18 protein-coding genes are annotated in these 16,530 nt (G+C 68.3%); 10 read left to right on the top strand and 8 right to left on the bottom strand.

The genetic code is table 11. From position 1 onward, the window contains the following. Positions 1-15 precede the first annotated feature (15 nt). The 4 genes from pyrH (at position 16) to V9K99_RS38800 (ending at position 2,971) form a co-directional block, all read left to right on the top strand. Positions 16-777, top strand: a complete 762-nt coding sequence (gene pyrH, locus V9K99_RS38815; RefSeq protein WP_337008523.1) for a UMP kinase — start codon at positions 16-18, stop codon at positions 775-777. A gap of 199 nt (positions 778-976) precedes the next feature. Beyond that, complete coding sequence (frr, locus tag V9K99_RS38810) at positions 977-1,531, top strand: ribosome recycling factor (RefSeq protein WP_337008706.1); 555 nt, start codon at positions 977-979, stop codon at positions 1,529-1,531. Then, entirely contained in the window at positions 1,531-2,373 is an 843-nt protein-coding gene (locus V9K99_RS38805) for a phosphatidate cytidylyltransferase (protein WP_337008525.1), read from the top strand. The genes frr and V9K99_RS38805 overlap by 1 nt, the downstream gene beginning before the upstream one ends. A 10-nt stretch (positions 2,374-2,383) precedes the next feature. Continuing rightward, positions 2,384-2,971, top strand: a complete 588-nt coding sequence (locus tag V9K99_RS38800) for a GNAT family N-acetyltransferase (RefSeq protein ID WP_337008527.1) — start codon at positions 2,384-2,386, stop codon at positions 2,969-2,971. On the opposite strand, the gene V9K99_RS38795 is transcribed toward V9K99_RS38800, so the two are convergent. Beyond that, a complete protein-coding gene (locus V9K99_RS38795) occupies positions 2,964-3,971 on the bottom strand; it encodes an LLM class flavin-dependent oxidoreductase (protein ID WP_337008529.1) in 1,008 nt (335 codons plus the stop codon). The genes V9K99_RS38800 and V9K99_RS38795 overlap by 8 nt on opposite strands. A gap of 162 nt (positions 3,972-4,133) precedes the next feature. On the opposite strand from V9K99_RS38795, the gene rlmN reads away from it, so the two are divergent. Next, positions 4,134-5,255 (top strand): 23S rRNA (adenine(2503)-C(2))-methyltransferase RlmN, encoded by a 1,122-nt coding sequence (rlmN, locus tag V9K99_RS38790; RefSeq protein ID WP_337008531.1) that lies wholly within the window; start codon positions 4,134-4,136, stop codon positions 5,253-5,255. Positions 5,256-5,259: 4 nt separating this feature from the next. Next, entirely contained in the window at positions 5,260-5,772 is a 513-nt protein-coding gene (locus V9K99_RS38785; protein WP_337008533.1) for a DivIVA domain-containing protein, read from the top strand. Here V9K99_RS38785 and V9K99_RS38780 read toward each other — a convergent pair. Continuing rightward, on the bottom strand, positions 5,756-6,451 hold the full coding sequence (locus V9K99_RS38780; RefSeq protein WP_337008535.1) for an alpha/beta fold hydrolase: 696 nt from the start codon (positions 6,449-6,451) through the stop codon (positions 5,756-5,758). The genes V9K99_RS38785 and V9K99_RS38780 overlap by 17 nt on opposite strands. Before the next feature lie 33 nt (positions 6,452-6,484). On the opposite strand from V9K99_RS38780, the gene V9K99_RS38775 reads away from it, so the two are divergent. Then, the gene (locus V9K99_RS38775) at positions 6,485-6,607 is read left to right on the top strand and encodes a hypothetical protein (protein WP_337008537.1); all 123 of its coding nucleotides are present in this window, start codon (positions 6,485-6,487) and stop codon (positions 6,605-6,607) included. On the opposite strand, the gene V9K99_RS38770 is transcribed toward V9K99_RS38775, so the two are convergent. Beyond that, a complete protein-coding gene (locus V9K99_RS38770) occupies positions 6,600-7,694 on the bottom strand; it encodes an LOG family protein (protein ID WP_337008539.1) in 1,095 nt (364 codons plus the stop codon). The genes V9K99_RS38775 and V9K99_RS38770 overlap by 8 nt on opposite strands. Positions 7,695-7,804: 110 nt before the next feature. Here V9K99_RS38770 and V9K99_RS38765 point away from each other — a divergent pair, with 110 nt between their 5' ends. Further along, the gene (locus V9K99_RS38765; RefSeq protein ID WP_337008541.1) at positions 7,805-9,094 is read left to right on the top strand and encodes an aspartate aminotransferase family protein; all 1,290 of its coding nucleotides are present in this window, start codon (positions 7,805-7,807) and stop codon (positions 9,092-9,094) included. Between the two features lie 51 nt (positions 9,095-9,145). Here the strand turns inward: V9K99_RS38765 and V9K99_RS38760 are convergent, their stop codons facing one another. From V9K99_RS38760 to V9K99_RS38740, 5 genes are all read right to left on the bottom strand, one after another. Then, positions 9,146-10,015: an amino acid ABC transporter permease gene (locus V9K99_RS38760; protein ID WP_337008543.1), complete on the bottom strand. Its 870-nt coding sequence runs from the start codon at positions 10,013-10,015 to the stop codon at positions 9,146-9,148. Continuing rightward, entirely contained in the window at positions 10,015-10,662 is a 648-nt protein-coding gene (locus V9K99_RS38755) for an amino acid ABC transporter permease (RefSeq protein ID WP_337008545.1), read from the bottom strand. The genes V9K99_RS38760 and V9K99_RS38755 overlap by 1 nt, the downstream gene beginning before the upstream one ends. Positions 10,663-10,757: 95 nt before the next feature. Beyond that, complete coding sequence (locus V9K99_RS38750) at positions 10,758-11,684, bottom strand: glutamate ABC transporter substrate-binding protein (RefSeq protein WP_337008547.1); 927 nt, start codon at positions 11,682-11,684, stop codon at positions 10,758-10,760. A 47-nt stretch (positions 11,685-11,731) separates the two neighbouring features. Next, on the bottom strand, positions 11,732-12,460 hold the full coding sequence (locus V9K99_RS38745; RefSeq protein ID WP_337008708.1) for an amino acid ABC transporter ATP-binding protein: 729 nt from the start codon (positions 12,458-12,460) through the stop codon (positions 11,732-11,734). 154 nt (positions 12,461-12,614) lie between these two features. Beyond that, positions 12,615-14,129, bottom strand: a complete 1,515-nt coding sequence (locus tag V9K99_RS38740; protein ID WP_337008549.1) for an amidohydrolase family protein — start codon at positions 14,127-14,129, stop codon at positions 12,615-12,617. Between the two features lie 101 nt (positions 14,130-14,230). Here V9K99_RS38740 and miaB point away from each other — a divergent pair, with 101 nt between their 5' ends. Further along, positions 14,231-15,706 (top strand): tRNA (N6-isopentenyl adenosine(37)-C2)-methylthiotransferase MiaB, encoded by a 1,476-nt coding sequence (miaB, locus tag V9K99_RS38735; RefSeq protein WP_337008551.1) that lies wholly within the window; start codon positions 14,231-14,233, stop codon positions 15,704-15,706. Continuing rightward, positions 15,703-16,428, top strand: a complete 726-nt coding sequence (locus V9K99_RS38730) for a phosphotransferase (RefSeq protein ID WP_337008553.1) — start codon at positions 15,703-15,705, stop codon at positions 16,426-16,428. Before miaB ends, V9K99_RS38730 begins: the two co-directional genes overlap by 4 nt. Positions 16,429-16,530 lie beyond the last annotated feature (102 nt).

Here is a 16,530-nt window from a genome sequence, read left to right as displayed (position 1 = left end):
GAGGAGGCCGGAATCGTGACGGAAGCCCTGGGTACCGAGACGAGACCGGCCTCTTCGCCGTTCGCCCCGGCCTATCACCGGGTGTTGCTCAAGCTGTCGGGTGAGGTGTTCGGCGGCGGCAAGCTCGGCGTCGACCCCGACGTGGTGAACTCGATCGCCAAGCAGATCGCCGAGGTGGCCCGGTCCGGCGTCCAGGTCGCCGTGGTGGTCGGCGGCGGCAACTTCTTCCGCGGCGCCGAGTTGCAGCAGCGCGGGATGGAGCGCAACCGGGCCGACTACATGGGCATGCTCGGCACCGTGATGAACTGCCTGGCCCTGCAGGACTTCCTGGAGAAGCTCGGCATCGAGACCCGGGTGCAGACCGCCATCACGATGGGCCAGGTCGCCGAGCCGTACATCCCGCGCAAGGCCGAGCGGCACCTGGAGAAGGGCCGCGTGGTGATCTTCGGGGCCGGCTCCGGCATGCCGTACTTCTCCACCGACACCGTCGCCGCGCAGCGGGCGCTGGAGATCGGCGCCGAGGCGCTGCTGATGGGCAAGCAGGGCGTGGACGGGGTGTACGACTCCGACCCGAAGAAGAACCCGGATGCGGTGAAGTTCGACCAGCTCTCGTACGACGACTTCCTGGCCCGCGGCCTGCGGGTCGCCGACGCGACCGCGATCAGCCTGGCCCGGGACAACGCGCTGCCGATCGTCATCTTCGGCCTCGAGGAGGGCAACATCGCCCGGGTCGTGCACGGCGAGAAGATCGGCACGGTCGTCTCCCCGGGGCAGTAGCCGGGGTACGGCGTACGGTCCGCGACACGCCGGTGATCCGGGGCGGGCCGTCGTACCCGAGGACCGGGATCGGCCCGGCGGGGGACAACCACTAGGATCGTTCGACACGGGCGGTGACGTCCGTGGTCTGGTAGACCTGCGTTCGTAGGGTTTGGAGTGGCCGCGCCGAGGCGGCCCTGAGGAAGCGAGGAATGTCGTGATCGACGAAGCTCTCCGCGAAGCCGAGCAGAAGATGGCGAAGGCCGTGGAGGTCGCGAAGGACGACTTCGCCGCGATCCGCACCGGCCGGGCGCACCCGCAGATGTTCGCCAGCCTCCTGGCCGACTACTACGGCACGCCGACGCCGCTGCAGCAGCTGGCCGGTTTCCAGGTACCGGAGCCGCGCACCGTGCTCATCTCGCCGTACGACAAGGGCGCGATGAACGCCATCGAGAAGGCGATCCGCGACTCCGACCTGGGCGTCAACCCGGGGAACGACGGCGCGGTGATCCGGGTGGTCATGCCGCAGCTGACCGAGGAGCGGCGCAAGGAGTACATCAAGGTCGCCAAGACCAAGGCCGAGGAGGCCAAGGTCTCGATGCGCAACATCCGCCGGCACGCGATGGACCAGGTGCACAAGACCGTCAAGGACGGCGATGCGGGCGAGGACGAGGGCAAGAGTGCTGAGAAGCGGCTCGACGGGTTGACGAAGAAGTACGTCGACTCGATCGACGAGCTGCTCAAGCACAAGGAAGCCGAACTGCTCGAGGTGTGATGGGCGTCGAGAGCACGCCTGCGCCGAGTCCCAGCCCGAGCCGCGCCGGCCGCAACCTGCCGGCGGCCATCGCGGTCGGTGTCGGTCTCGGCGCACTGATCCTCGGATCGCTGTTCTGGCAGAAGGTCCTGTTCGCCGTCCTCGTGCTGGCGGTCGTTCTGGTCGCCGTCGACGAGATGATCAAGGCCCTGCGGACCGGTGGTGCGGTGATCCCGCGGATCCCGTTGTTCGTCGGTACGACGGCGATGCTGGTCGCGGCGTACTTCGGCGGCCCGATGGCGCTGCTGGTCGCGCTGGCGGGCACGGTGCTGGCGACGATCTTCTGGCGGATGCCGGGCGGTTCGGTCGGTTTCGTCCGCGACGCCAGCGCCGGGGTGTTCCTGATCGGCTACGTTCCGCTGCTGGCCGGGTTCGCGATCCTGCTGGTCCAGCCGGAGGCGGACGGCCCGCAGCGGGTGGTGACGTTCTTCCTGGTCGTGGTCGCCAGCGACGTCGGCGGCTACGCGGCCGGTGTCCTGTTCGGCAAGCACCCGATGGCGCCGACGATCAGCCCGAAGAAGTCCTGGGAGGGTTTCGCCGGTTCGACGCTGGCCTGCATCGGTGCCGGTATCGCTGCGACCGTCTGGCTGCTCGACGGGAGCTGGTGGGTCGGCGCGATCGTCGGCGCGGTCGCCGTCGGTACCGCGACGGTCGGCGATCTCGGCGAGTCAATGGTCAAGCGGGACCTCGGCATCAAGGACATGTCCAACCTGCTGCCGGGCCACGGCGGTGTGATGGACCGGCTGGACTCCTTGCTGGCAACGGCTCCCGCTGTCTGGCTGTTGCTGCACCTACTCGTCTGATGAGGACCCGATGACTGTTGCCCCCGACGGCCGGCCGCTGGTCGGCGACGTCGTACGCCTGGACCGGCTCGTTGCTTCTGACATCGAGCCGCTGTACGACGCGATCGCACACGCGGAGGTGTACGCGTCCGGCTTCGGCGGTGGTGTCGCCGGTCTGCCCGCCGACGCGGCGGAGATGGCCGAGCAGTGGATCGAGTCCTCCGCTCAGCGGGTCGCGTACGTCGTCCGGCTGGTTGCCGATGGCACCGTCGTCGGTACGACGAGCCTCGGAGATGTGGACCTGGGCAACGAGTCGGTGCACCTGGGCTGGACCGCATACGCGCCCTCGGTGTGGGGGACCGTGGTCAACCCGGAGTGCAAGCTACTGCTGCTCCAGCACGCTTTCGAGGACTGTGGATTCGGCCGGGTGAAGATCCAGACCGGTACGGCGAACACTCGGTCCCAGGCCGCGATCGCGAAGCTCGGGGCGACCCGGGAGGGCGTACTGCGCCGCCACAAGCGACTCGCTGACGGCTCGTTCCGCGACACCGTGGTGTTCTCGATCCTGGCGGACGAGTGGCCGGAGGTCCGCAAGCGGCTCGAGGACCGGCTCAGCTAACGGTGCTGCGGGTCCCGGCCAGTTCGGCGAGGGCGGCGTACGAGTTGAGCAGGTCTGTGCGGTCGTAGGTGCTTGTAGTGAGCAACACTTCGTCTGCCGCGGTACGACGTACCAGACCGGCCAGTGTGGAGTCGACCTCCTCCGGAGTGCCATAGATCTGGCCACGGAGGGACTGCTCGAAGAACTCGCGCTCCTTCTCGGTCATGTCCCGCTGCCGTACCGGCTCCAGCGGTGGGAACACGCCACGGGTGCGCGAGTAGGCGCTCGACCACGCCTCAGGCAGTAGCAGCCGCCGAGCCTCCTCAGTGGTTGCTGCAACAGCAGCAGTCGTTGCCAGTACGACGTAAGGCGTCGGAGCCCACGTGGACGGCTGGAACTCGCTGCGGTAGCGGTCCAGGAGTCGCAGCAGGTCTGACTCGGCTCTGACGCCGGCGATCACCAGGGGGAGTCCTAGCGAGGCTGCAAGGAGTGCGCCTTCTCCCACGGCGAGGATGAAGGGCGGGATGCGCAGGCCTTCACCGGGGCGGGCGTGGACCTGTGGGTGGTTCTGTTGCGTGCCGTCGAAGTACCCGAGGAGCTCCTGGACCTGTGCGGCGAAGTCCTCAGCCGCATCCTTCTCGACACCGAGTGCTCGGCGGATGCCGTTGGTGAAGCCCACTGAGCGGCCCAGACCCATGTCGATGCGGCCGGGGAAGAGTGACTCCAGCACTCCGAACTGCTCCGCCACCACCAGCGGGCGGTGGTTCGGCAGCATCACACCGCCTGTGCCGACGTGAATCCGGCTAGTACTGGCCGCGACAGCCGCTGCCAGCACAGTCGGCGCGGAACCGGCCACTCCGGGGACACTGTGGTGCTCAGACACCCAGAAGCGCTTGTAGCCAAGCTCTTCCACCTGCCGCGCGAGCTCGACCGTCTGCCGCAGCGTCTCCGCGTCCGACTCACCCACCCGAGTCCGGGACCGGTCAAGCACAGACAACGGAACCCCGGCCAAGGCAGACATACCTGGTCCAACTGCTCCACCGGGAACCTCATTCCCTTCGATCTGACCGGAAAGGTTGGTGAGTTTTCACCAAAGCTCACCGGTGAGCGCGGCTGTGATCCTGGGCACGTGGTGGATGTGAATTTGTGAAGCGCGTCGGTGGCGGGCGACAATGGGTCGGTTATGACTACCTCCCTCCCGCTTGTTTTCGATGAGCCGCGCCGTGCCAAGAAGCCGCCGCGGCACCTGGCCGACCTGTCCGGGGAGGAGCGGCGTACGGCGGTCGCCGCGCTGGGAGAGCCCGCGTTCCGGGCCAAGCAGCTGTCGAACCACTACTTCTCCCGGCTGGTCTCTGACCCGGCCGACATGACGGATCTGCCGGCCGCCACCCGGGACAAGCTGGTCGCGGAGCTGATGCCGCCGCTGCTGACCCGGGTGCGCGACCTGGAGTGCGACAAGGGGCAGACCCGCAAGACGCTGTGGAAGCTGCTCGACGGCTCCCTGGTCGAGTCTGTCCTGATGCGGTACACGGACCGCACCACGATGTGCGTGTCCTCGCAGGCCGGCTGCGGGATGGCCTGCCCGTTCTGCGCGACCGGCCAGGCCGGGCTGACCCGCAACATGACCACGGCGGAGATCGTCGAGCAGGTCGTCGACGGCGCCCGCGCGCTGTCCCGCGGTGAGATCGCCGGCGGTCCCGGCCGGGTCAGCAACATCGTGTTCATGGGCATGGGCGAGCCGATGGCGAACTACAAGGCCGTGATCGGCGCCGTCCGGCGGTTCACGGACCCGTCGCCGGAAGGCCTCGGCATCTCGGCCCGCGGGGTCACCGTGTCGACCGTCGGCCTGGTGCCGCGGATCAACCAGCTCGCCACCGAGGGCATCCCGGTCACGCTCGCGCTGTCGCTGCACGCGCCGGACGACGAACTGCGCGACGAACTCGTGCCGATCAACAACCGCTGGAAGGTCGACGAGGTGCTCGACGCGGCCTGGGCGTACGCGCAGCAGACCAAGCGCCGGGTATCGATCGAGTACGCGATGATCCGCGACATCAACGACCACGCCTGGCGCGCGGACCTGCTGGCCGAGAAGCTGGCGGCGCGCGGCGACTGGGGCTGGGTGCACGTCAACCTGATCCCGCTCAACCCGACGCCCGGCTCGAAGTGGACCGCATCGGATCCGGCCGACGAGCGCGAGTTCGTCCGACGCCTCCAGGCCGGCGGCATCCCGACCACCGTCCGCGACACCCGCGGCCAGGAGATCGACGGTGCCTGCGGCCAGCTCGCCGCGGCCGACAAAGCCTGATTCGGTGCTGACACCCGAGTTCGCCGTCCGCCGGTTCGGCGCGCGGTACGACCGCGCCGAAGTCGATGCCTTCGTCGAACGGATCCTGGCAGCGGCCCGGACGGCCTCGCCGAGCCTGACGGTCGCCGACCTCCGCAACGTCGGGTTCCGGGCCCCGGTGTTCGGCGCCGGCTACGCCGCCGACGAGGTGGACGCTTTCATCGCGGACGCCGAGCGGTGGATGCCGGACCGGCCGGTCGCAGGGCAGGTGCCCACCCCGGTTGCGACCGGGACGCAGCGACCGGCTCCCACGTTCAGCATGGTCCGGCTGCAGGACGGGTACGACGTCGAGGAGGTCGACATATTCGTCGACCGGGTGATGGCGACCGTCAACGGCCAGCCTGTCGATGGCCCGGTGACCGCACGCGAGATCCAGAACGTGCAATTCACGCCGGTCCGCTTCCGTGAGGGCTATGACGTGCTCGAGGTCGACCAGTTCCTTGAACAGGCCGAGGGCTGGCTCAGCGGGCGCCGCTGAGGATCTTTGCCAGGGCTGCTGGTTGGGAGAACATCGGCCAGTGGCCGGTTGGCAGCTCGACCAGCTCCCAGTTGGGTGACTTGAGTTGCTCGGCGACTGGCGGCGATGGCTCTGCGCCGTCCATCAGGCACTTGATGTACGTGGTCGGCAACTCCCCGATCGGCCGGACCAGGTGGGCCGGCTCAGAGATCGCTCGCCCGGGGTGCGGCGTACTGCGGCTGACGATCGTCGCGATCGCCTCGTCCGACAGGTCCTGGTCGGCGTAGTCCTCGGCCGTGAGCGGCGGCCAGAAACCGCCCGACTCCGCCATCTGCCCCTCGACCCAGGCGCGTCCCTCGTCCGACCACCCGTCGATGAACGATTTGCCGTCGACCGGGATGTTCGAATCGACGTACACCACTCGCCGCAGCCGGTCCCCGATCCGCGCCGCCGCCTGGCCGACCGGGATCCCGGAGTAGCTGTGCCCGGCGAGCACGACATCGCGCAGATCGTTGCCCTCGACCACCGAAACGATGTCGTCGACATGTTGCTGCTGCCCGGCGTCCTCGCCCTGTCGCTCCGCGAGCCCGCTCAGCGTCACGGCGTACACCTGATGCCCATCAGCTCGCAGAAGCCCAGCCACCTCGTCCCAAGCCCACGCACCCAGCCAAGCCCCCGGCACCAACACGAAATCCACCATGCCGCGCACCCTAAATGACCCCACCGACATAACTTGGAGCATGCGCATCCAGGGGTCACGCTGGAGACCGGTGCGGCGAACGCCTCGGCGCGCAGCTTCTACCTCAGCCTCGGCTTCGAGGAGGAGGACGTCCGGCTGACCAGGGTCCTCAGCTGACCAGGTCTGCGGCCTCTTCGATGGTGTTGACGAGGTGGATGGAGGTGGACAGGGGGCGGTTGGTGGACAGGGACTGGAGGAGGGGCCAGACGGGGAGGGTGGTGGTCCAGTATTTGGTGTCCACGAGGATCAGGGGGACCTGGGTGGCGGGGTCGCCGTAGTAGTTGGGGGTGACGGCCTGGAAGATCTCCTGGACCGTGCCGGCCGCGCCGGGGAGGTAGAGGATGCCGCCGCGCGCCCGACTCAGCAGGACGTCCTCACGCTGGGCGTTGGAGAAGTACTTCGCGATCGACGACGCGAACACGTTCGGCGGCTCGTGACCGTAGAACCACGTCGGGATCGACACTCCACCGTCGCCTGGGAACTCACGCCGTACGCCGAGACCCGCGGCAGCCCACGCTGCCACGGACGGATGGAACGACGGTACGGCGGCCAGCGCGGCCAGGGCCGTGTCGACGGCGGAATCGTCGTACCCGGACAGTGAAGAACCCAGGTTGGCCGCCTCCATCGCACCCGGACCACCTCCGGTGACGACGGTGTGGCCGGCCCGGGCCAGGGTGCGACCGAGGAGCACTGCGGAGCGGTACGGCGTACTGCCGCGAGCGATCCCGTGTCCGCCCATCACGCCGATCCACGGCTGGTCGTCGGGGAGTTCGGTGAGGGCGTCGGCGATGGCGTGGTCGTGCAGGGCCGCGGCGAGGGTGCGGCTGGTGTCGCCCTTCTCGTCGTGCTGCCGGGACCAGGCGTAGATTCGTGCGTCCGGGGTGGCGTCGTACCCGTTCTCCAGGCCGGCGTAGAGCTCCTCGGCGTCGTACAGCGTGCCGCGGTAGGCGTCGAAGGGCAGCGACGGGATGGTCGGGAAGACGAGCCCGCCGCCGTCGCGGATCCAGGTCTCGGCCTTCTCCTCCAGCGCGCAGCCGAGGAACAGCGAGCCTCGCGGGTCGAGTCCGAGGAGCTCCGCCGTACGCTCGGACAGGTCCACGGACTGCACCCGCCACCCCTCCATCGAGGCGGCCCCGGCGGCCACCACCCGGTCGAAATGCCCCAGCGACTCGATGTCGACGTGCGGAATGCTCGGCAGTGTCACGAACAGCACCCTAACGGGCCGGAACGCACCCGGAACCGAACCGGCATTCTTCACGCACTTTCATAGACCTCCCCTATCAGGCGGGGGTCCGATGAGGTAATTCTTGGGGCATGACACATGCGGAGCTCTGGGAGCGTCACAAGGCCGTCATGCCGGACTGGCTCGCGTTGTACTACGAGGAGCCGATCGAGATCGTGAAGGGATCCGGGCGCCGGGTCACCGACGGCGAGGGGAACACGTACCTCGACTTCTTCGCCGGCATCCTGACCAACGCGATCGGCTACGACATCGCGGAGATCTCCGACGCGGTGCGCGAGCAGCTGGCCACCGGTATCGCGCACACCTCGACGGTGTACTTGATCCGCAAGCAGATCGAGCTGGCCGAGCAGATCGCGGAGCTGTCCGGCATTCCCGACGCCAAGGTGTTCTTTGCCAACTCCGGCACCGAGGCGAACGAGGCCGCCCTGCTGCTCGCCACCCAGAACCGTCGGTCCAACCAGGTGCTGGCGATGCGCAACTCGTACCACGGCCGCGCGTTCGGCACGGTCGCGATCACCGGCAACCGCGGCTGGTCCGCGAGCAGCCTGTCGCCGGTGAACGTGCAGTACGTACAGGGTGCGTACCGGTACCGCAGCCCGTTCCGCGACCTGCCCGACGCCGAGTACATCAAGGTCTGTGTCGACGACCTGCGCAATGTCATCGAGACCACCACGTCCGGCGATGTCGCATGCCTGATCCTGGAGCCGATCCAGGGCGTCGGCGGGTTCTCGTCCCCACCGGACGGGATGTACGGCGCCTTCAAGGAGGTGCTCGACGAGTTCGGCATCCTGCTGATCGCCGACGAGGTGCAGACCGGCTGGGGCCGGACCGGTGAGCACTTCTGGGGGATCCAGGCGCACGACGTGGTGCCGGACGCGATGACGTTCGCCAAGGGCCTGGGCAACGGGTTCGCGATCGGCGGCGTGGTCGCGCGGCCGGACCTGATGGACAGCCTGAGCGCCAACTCGCTGTCCACGTTCGGCGGCAACCCGATCTCGACCAGCGCGGCCAAGGCGACCATCGATTACCTGCTCGACCACGACCTGCAGGCGAACGCGGCCAAGCGCGGCGCCCAGCTGGCCGACGGGCTGCGCGGGATCTCGGAGGAGTTCCCCGAGCTCGGCGACGTTCGCGGCAAGGGCCTGATGCTGGCCGCCGAGATCGTCAAGCCGGACGACAACAGACCCGACCCGGCCACCACCGCCAAACTCCAGCAGGAGACGAAGAATCGCGGCCTGCTCGTCGGCAAGGGCGGCCTCTACGGCAACGTCCTCCGAATGGCCCCACCCATGACCCTGACCGAAGCCGAAACCACCGAAGCCCTGGAGATCATCCGAGACTCCTTCAACACCCTCCGCTGACCTACCGGCGAACGTGACAGTGCCCCCGGTGGGAACCGGGGGCACTGGGGGTTAGAGCGGGGCTTCGGCTGAGGTGGCTGCCTCGGCGATGTCTGGCGGGGGAGTGCCGCGCGCCTTGCGCTGGCGGCGGGAGCGGCCCTCGAGCCAGCGGGCCAGGACCGACAGCAACGAGCAGAGGCCGATGTAGATCACCGCGACGACGATGTACGTCGGGATGTACGGGAAGCCGTACTGGAGCCGGCCACCCATCTGCTTGGCCACGTAGAGCAGTTCGGCGTAGGTGATGATGAAGCCGAGCGCGGTGTCCTTCAGCAGCACGACGAGCTGGCTGACGATGGCCGGCAGCATCGAGGTGATGGCCTGCGGCAACAGGATCAGCCGGACCACCTGGTTCTTCCGCAGCCCGGTCGCGTACGCGGCCTCACGCTGCCCCTTCGGTACGGCGGCGATACCGGCCCGGAAGATCTCCGCCAGCACCGAGCCGTTGTACAACGTCAACCCGAACACGACCGCCCAGAACGGGGTCAAGCCGAGCCCGTACTGCAGGCTGCCGTAGTAGAAGAAGAACATCAGGATCAGCAGCGGGATGGCCCGGAACAGCTCGACGACGAAGGTCGCCGGTGCCCGGAACCACCAGTGGTCGCTGATCCGGGCCGCCGCGAACACGGCACCGAACAGGAGTGCGAGCACCGCGGCCAGACCGGCCGCCTTGAGCGTGTTGAGCAGGCCGTTCCACAGTTCCTGCTGGATCGACGAGTAGGTGAACTGGATCCAGCGGCGTTCGGCGAACTGCCCGCTCTCGTTCAGCCGGAAGAGCACCCAGCCGATGACGGCCAGCAGGCCGAGGATGACGACCACGTTGAGGATCCGGTTGCGCGCCCTCGCCCGCGGGCCGGGTACGTCGTACAGGACTGCACTCATCAGGCCACCGCCGTCCGTCGCTCGGCCCACCGCTGCAGGAAGACCAGGGGAATGATCAGGATCAGGAAGCCGACGGTGATCCAGACGAGCGTGGCCATCTGGTTCTGACCGCGTTCGGCCATCACCGCCGGGATCGCGCCGGCCTCCGCGACGGAGAAGCCGGCCGCGATCGTGGTGTTCTTCAGCAACGCGATCATCACGCTGGTCAACGGCGGCACGATCGCCCGGAAGGCCTGCGGGAGTACGACGATGCCGAGCACCTGGATGAACGTCATGCCGACCGAGCGGGCGGCCTCGGCCTGGCCGGGCGAGATCGTGTTGATACCGGACCGGACGATCTCGCAGACGAACGCCGACGTGTAGACCGTCAGCGCGACCACCGCGGACCAGAAGAACGTCGGCAGCGAGATCTGCATCTTCGGAGCGCCGAAGACGAGGAACGCGAACACCAGGGTCAGCGGGGTGTTCCGCACCACGTTCACGTAGCCGGTGCCGATGGCGCGCATGGCCGGCACCGGGGAGACCCGGAACCCGGCCAGTAAGGTGCCGAGCGCCAGGCTCAGCACCGCAGCGATCAGGAACAACCTGAGCGTCGTCCAGAAACCGTCGACGAACAGTTCCCAGTTGTCGGTGAGGACCGAGAGCATCGCGACCTTCCAGAATCAAGTGGAGCGCAATCCCCAGAAATGAGCGGAGCGCAGGCCGGCCGCGACGCCCTGGAGGACGCCGCGGCCGGAGTGGATCAGTACTTCTCGAGCGGCGGCGGCGTCGAGTCCGAACCCGACTTGCCGAGCGTCTCGTCGTACAGCGACTTCCAGGTGCCGTCGGTGGCCGACGTCTCCAGGATGGAGTTCACCTTGTCCCGCAGCGGCTTGTCGGCCAGCGGCAGGCCGATGCCGTACTTCTCGGTGCTGAACGGCTTGCCGACCACGCGCAGCTCGTCGGGTGCGGTCGCCGCGTAGCCCTTGAGGATCGCGTCGTCGGTGGTGACGGCGTCGACCTTGCTGTCCAGCAGCTGCGAGACGCACTCGGAGTAGGTCTTGAACTCGGAGATGTTGCTCGCCTCGGTCAGGTTCTCGTCCTTGACCCGCTGGATCGGGGTCGAGCCGGTGGCCGAGCAGACCTTCTTGCCCTTCAGCGCGGTCTTGCCGCCGTCCATCGAGGTGTCGGACTTGCGCACCAGCAGGTCCTGGCCGGCGATGAAGTACGGACCGGCGAAGCCGACCTGGGTCTTGCGCTTGTCGGTGATCGAGTAGGTGCCGACGTAGTAGTCGATCTCACCACCGGCCAGCGCGGTCTCCCGGTTCGCCGACGGGATCTCCTTGTACTCGATCTTCTCCGGGTCGAAGCCCAGGTTCGCCGCCACCATCCGGGCGATCTCGATGTCGAAACCGCAGCGCTTGCCGTCGGCATCCTTGTAGCCGAGGTTCGGCTGGTCGGCCTTGACCCCGACGACCGGGTTGCCACGCGTCTTGATCTTGGTGAAGGTGGCGCTGCCGGCGACGTCGACGCCGCTGGCCACGTCGAACTTGTGGAGGTCACCGCAGGCGTCGGAGGCCGCGTTGCCGCCGCCACCGCCGCCCGTCGCGGGCTCGTCCCCTCCACAGGCGGTGGCGGTCAGCGCGAGCGCCGCGACGCCTAGGCTGGCGACGAGGTTGCGCATTCTCATGATCTGGTTCCCCTTCGTGTGGTTGCTGGTACGGCAGCGGGCGGACGTCAGTGCTTCAGGATCTTGCCGAGGAAGTCCTGGGCACGCTGCGAGGTCGGGTTGGTGAAGAAGGTCTCCGGAGTTGCCTCTTCGACGATCTCGCCGTCGGCCATGAACACCACCCGGTTCGCGGCGGTGCGGGCGAACCCCATCTCGTGCGTGACCACGACCATCGTCATTCCCTGCTTGGCCAGGTCGATCATCACGTCGAGGACCTCCTTGATCATCTCCGGGTCGAGCGCCGAGGTGGGCTCGTCGAAGAGGATGACCTTCGGGTCCATCGCCAGCGCCCGCGCGATCGCGACGCGCTGTTGCTGGCCGCCGGACAGCTGAGCCGGGTACTTCGAGGCCTGGTTGGCCACCCCCACCCGCTCCAGCAGTTCCATCGCCCGCTTCTCGGCCGCCTTCGGGTCCGCCTTGCGGACCTTGCACGGACCGAGCGTGACGTTCTGCAGGATCGTCTTGTGCGCGAACAGGTTGAACGACTGGAACACCATGCCGACATCGGCGCGCAGCCTGGCCAGGGCCTTGCCCTCGCTCGGCAGCGGCTGCCCGTCCAGCATGATGGTGCCCTCGTCGATCGGTTCCAGCCGGTTGATCGCGCGGCAGAGCGTCGACTTGCCGGACCCGGACGGGCCGATCACGACGATGACCTCGCCCTTGTCGATGGACAGGTTGATGTCCTTCAGGACGTGCAGGTCACCGAAATGTTTGTTGACACCGGTCAGTGCGACCAGACCGGTTTTCGTCAGAGTCCCGGAATCGCTCATGGCCAGAACCTAGCGGAGCCTTGGGTTCCGTCGCAGCGCTGGTCGGTTCCACGGTGGTAACGATCTGCAATATAGCCAAGCAGACTGTGACCACCTGGTCACAGCCTGCTCGAAAGCTGCGTCAGCAGCATCCACCGGGGGCGATCGTCGCCGCCGTCGGGGGTTCCTTGACCGCCGCTTCCACCTCGGCCAGCATCCGCTGCCGGGCGGCGGGCGAGATCACCCGGCCGCGGGTGACGACGGTGTGGATCCGGCGGGTGTTGCGGATGTCGGCCAACGGGTCCGCGTCCAGTACGACGAGATCCGCGAGCTTCCGGGGTTCGACCGAGCCCAGGTCCGCCCGCATGCCGAGGAACCGGGCCGGCTCGACGGTGGCGGCGTACAGGGCCTGGCGGGGTGTCGCGCCGGCGCCGACGAGGAGCTCGAGTTCGTCGTGCAGGGCGAAGCCGGGGACGGAGTACGGCGTCCCGGTGTCGGTGCCGGCCAGGATCGGGACGTCGTACGCGAACAGTTCGCCGACGAATCGTTGCCGCCAGGCCCACATCTGGCGCTGACGGGCGATCTCCTCGGCCGGCCGGTTGGCCTTGTAGAGGTTGTTGAGCGCGTAGTCATAGGAGAAGACGGCATCCGCGCTCAGGTACTTCGTCAGCGCTGGATCGAGGGCCGCGTAGTCGGGCTGGTCGAGAACGGTGTGCATGGTGAGCGTCGGCGTGACCCGGGTGCGGTTGCGTCGCAGCGTGCCGAACACGTCCGCGGCGCGGGCCTGGCTGAAGGTGTGCGCCGCGAGCCACTCGATCGGGTGCAGTTGCCGGAACCACGAGTTGTAGTCGCCCGCTGTCACGCTGATGTCGAGGAGCATCCGCCGTACCTCGGCTTCGCGGCTGGAGACGGCGAGACCGAGTGAGTGGATGTGCTCGATGCTGCGCTGCCCGGCGTTGCTGACCTGTTTCGAGGTGAGCTGGTCAGGCCCGTGGCCGTGGACGGTCAGGCCGGTCTTGCGGGCCTCGTCGAGGATCGCGGCGTACGACGTGGGGCTCAGGCGCGAGTAGACCTTGACGAAGTCGGCGCCCTCGGCCTTGACCCGGCGTACGGCGGCCCGCGCGGACGGCTCGTCGTCGACCACGATGACCTGGATCAGGTTCGGGTCCCACAGGGTGGGGTCGCCGTCGATGATGTTGCTCGCGACGATCATCCGTGGGCCAAGCAGGGTGCCGGCCTCGATCCGATCGCGCCAGTCGTACAGCGCCGGATTGTTGCCGGCCATCTCGCGGACCGTGGTGACGCCGTTCGCGAGGTACAGCGGGGGAGACACCCGCTCGTCGCCGAGGCTGTGGACGTGCATGTCGGCCAGACCGGGGATGACGAACTTCCCCGTCAGGTCGAGCTCGACGGCCCCGCGCGGTACCGGGAGGTGGCGGCCGACGCCGATGATCCGGTCGCCGCTGATCAGGACGGTCTGGTTGCGGTCCCGGCGGCCGGTCGCGACGTCGACGACGGTGACGTTGGTGAGAGCGGTGATGGGTGTGGCGCCGACGGCCGCGAGGGGCTGGACCAGGCCGGTGCTGACGGAACCTCCGGCGATGACGGCGGCACCGGCGGCGGTGCGGGCGAGGAACTGACGACGAGAACTGTTCATACCCTTCACTATTCTCGTCGCCCCGCCGCGGGTCAGGGGTGCAGCCCCGCGCATCCCAAGTAGGGAAATGTCTACCGCGGCACGTACTCTAGGTGGCTGTCATGCGTACTTATGAGGTCCGCACCTACGGGTGCCAGATGAACGTCCACGACTCCGAGCGCCTGCGCGGGCTGCTGGAGGACGCGGGCTATGTCCGCGCGCCCGAGGGTGACCAGGCCGACGTGGTCGTCTTCAACACCTGCGCGGTCCGGGAGAACGCCGACAACAAGCTGTACGGCAACCTCGGCCACCTGGCGCCGGTGAAGGCCAAGAAGCCCGGGATGCAGATCGCCGTCGGCGGCTGCCTGGCGCAGAAGGACAAGGCCACCATCACCAAGAAGGCGCCCTGGGTGGACGTCGTCTTCGGCACCCACAACATCGGCTCGCTGCCGGTGTTGCTGGAGCGGGCCCGGGTGCAGGAGGAGTCGCAGGTCGAGATCCTCGAGGCGCTCGAGGTGTTCCCGTCCACGCTGCCGACCCGGCGCGAATCGCCGTACTCGGCCTGGGTGTCGATCAGCGTCGGCTGCAACAACACCTGCACGTTCTGCATCGTCCCGTCGCTGCGCGGCCGGGAGAAGGACCGCCGGCCGGGTGACGTGCTGGCCGAGGTCGAGGCGCTGGTCGCCGAGGGCGTGATGGAGGTGACGCTGCTCGGCCAGAACGTGAACTCGTACGGCGTCGAGTTCGGCGACCGGTACGCCTTCGGCAAACTGCTCCGCGCCTGCGGCACGATCGACGGGCTGGAGCGGGTCCGGTTCACCTCGCCGCACCCGCGCGACTTCACCGCCGACGTGATCGAGGCGATGGCCGAGACGCCGAACGTGATGCCCTCGCTGCACATGCCGCTGCAGTCCGGGTCCGATCGTGTCCTGAAGGCGATGCGGCGGTCCTACCGGCGTGATCGGTACCTTCGCATTATTGAGGACGTACGCGCGGCGATGCCGGACGCGGCGATCACCACCGACATCATCGTCGGCTTCCCGGGGGAGACCGAGGAGGACTTCCAGGGCACGCTCGACGTGGTCCGGCAGGCACGCTTCTCGGGCGCCTTCACCTTCCAGTACTCCAAGCGTCCGGGGACGCCGGCGGAGTCGATGGAGGAGCAGGTCCCGCGCGACGTCGTACAGGATCGATACGAGCGGCTGGTCGCCCTGCAGGACGAGATGGCCTGGGCCGAGAACAAGTTGATCGTCGGGCGGTCGCTCGAGGTGCTCGTGGCCGAGGGGGAGGGGCGCAAGGACGCCGCCACCCACCGGCTGAGCGGGCGCGCTCGGGACAACCGGCTGGTGCACTTCGCGCTGCCCGAGGGTGTCGAGGCGCCGCGACCGGGTGACCTGGCAACGGTCGAGGTCACCTACGCGGCTCCGCACCACCTGGTCGCGGATGTCTTCGGTTCGGTACGGCGGACGCGCGCCGGCGACGCGTGGGAGCGGGCGCAGGACGCGCCGGCTTCCTCCGGCCCAGGTGTGATGCTCGGCATGCCGACCCTCGGCGCCAAGCCTTTGGAGCCGGCCGTCGGCGGCTGCCAAGCAGGGTGACCGACCAGGCCGACGCCGTCGGCGACCAGCCGCAGTCGCCTGGCGAGGACCCTCGCGCTCCTCTCCTTCCGGCCGATGCCCAGCCGTTTGCGGCTGGGCGGGACGCCGACGTCTACGCGTTGGACAGCGATTGGGTGCTGCGGCGCTACCGCAACGGGCACCCGGTGCGGGACGAGGCCGACTTCATGCGGCACGTCGCTCAGTACGACTACCCGGTTCCCGCGGTCCGCGAGGTAGACGGGCCAGACATGGTGATCCAGCGACTCGACGGTCCGACCCTCGGCGACGCCGCTCTCGCCGGCGACGTGACCGCGACGGAGGTCGGCGAGATCCACGCCGACCTGCATCGCCGGCTGCAGGCGATCCCTACGCCCAGCGGGACACCGGGTCTGGTCGTCGTACACGGTGATCTGCATCCGCTGAACGTGATCGCGACCGCCGACGGACCGGTCGTCATCGACTGGCGGAACGCCGTCGAAGGCACGGCGGCCTTCGACATCGCGATGACCGCGATCATCTTCGCCCAGGTCGCCCTCGACCCGTCGTTCGAGGCGCTCAGCCCGCTCCTGCGCAAAGGTCTCGGCGCCTACCTCGCCAACTCGATCGACCCGACACCGGGTCTCGCCGACGCCCTCGCCGTACGCGGCAGGAACGTCACCCTCACGGCTGAGGAGTTGGCGCTCCTGCCGGCGCAGGAAGAGCTGATCCGCTCGTATCTCTGAGTGCTGGCGTACCGAAGAACGGGTAGTAGTCGGCCGGCGCGCAGGATGGCCGGCGTGTTCAGGCGCGCCCAGCGGTGATGGAGCCGACCACTACCCGTTCTT

The sequence above is a fragment of the Kribbella sp. CCNWLW201 genome, from assembly GCF_037203805.1.
Classification (GTDB): Bacteria; Actinomycetota; Actinomycetes; order Propionibacteriales; family Kribbellaceae; genus Kribbella.
This window is presented reverse-complemented; position numbering and strand designations above follow the sequence as displayed.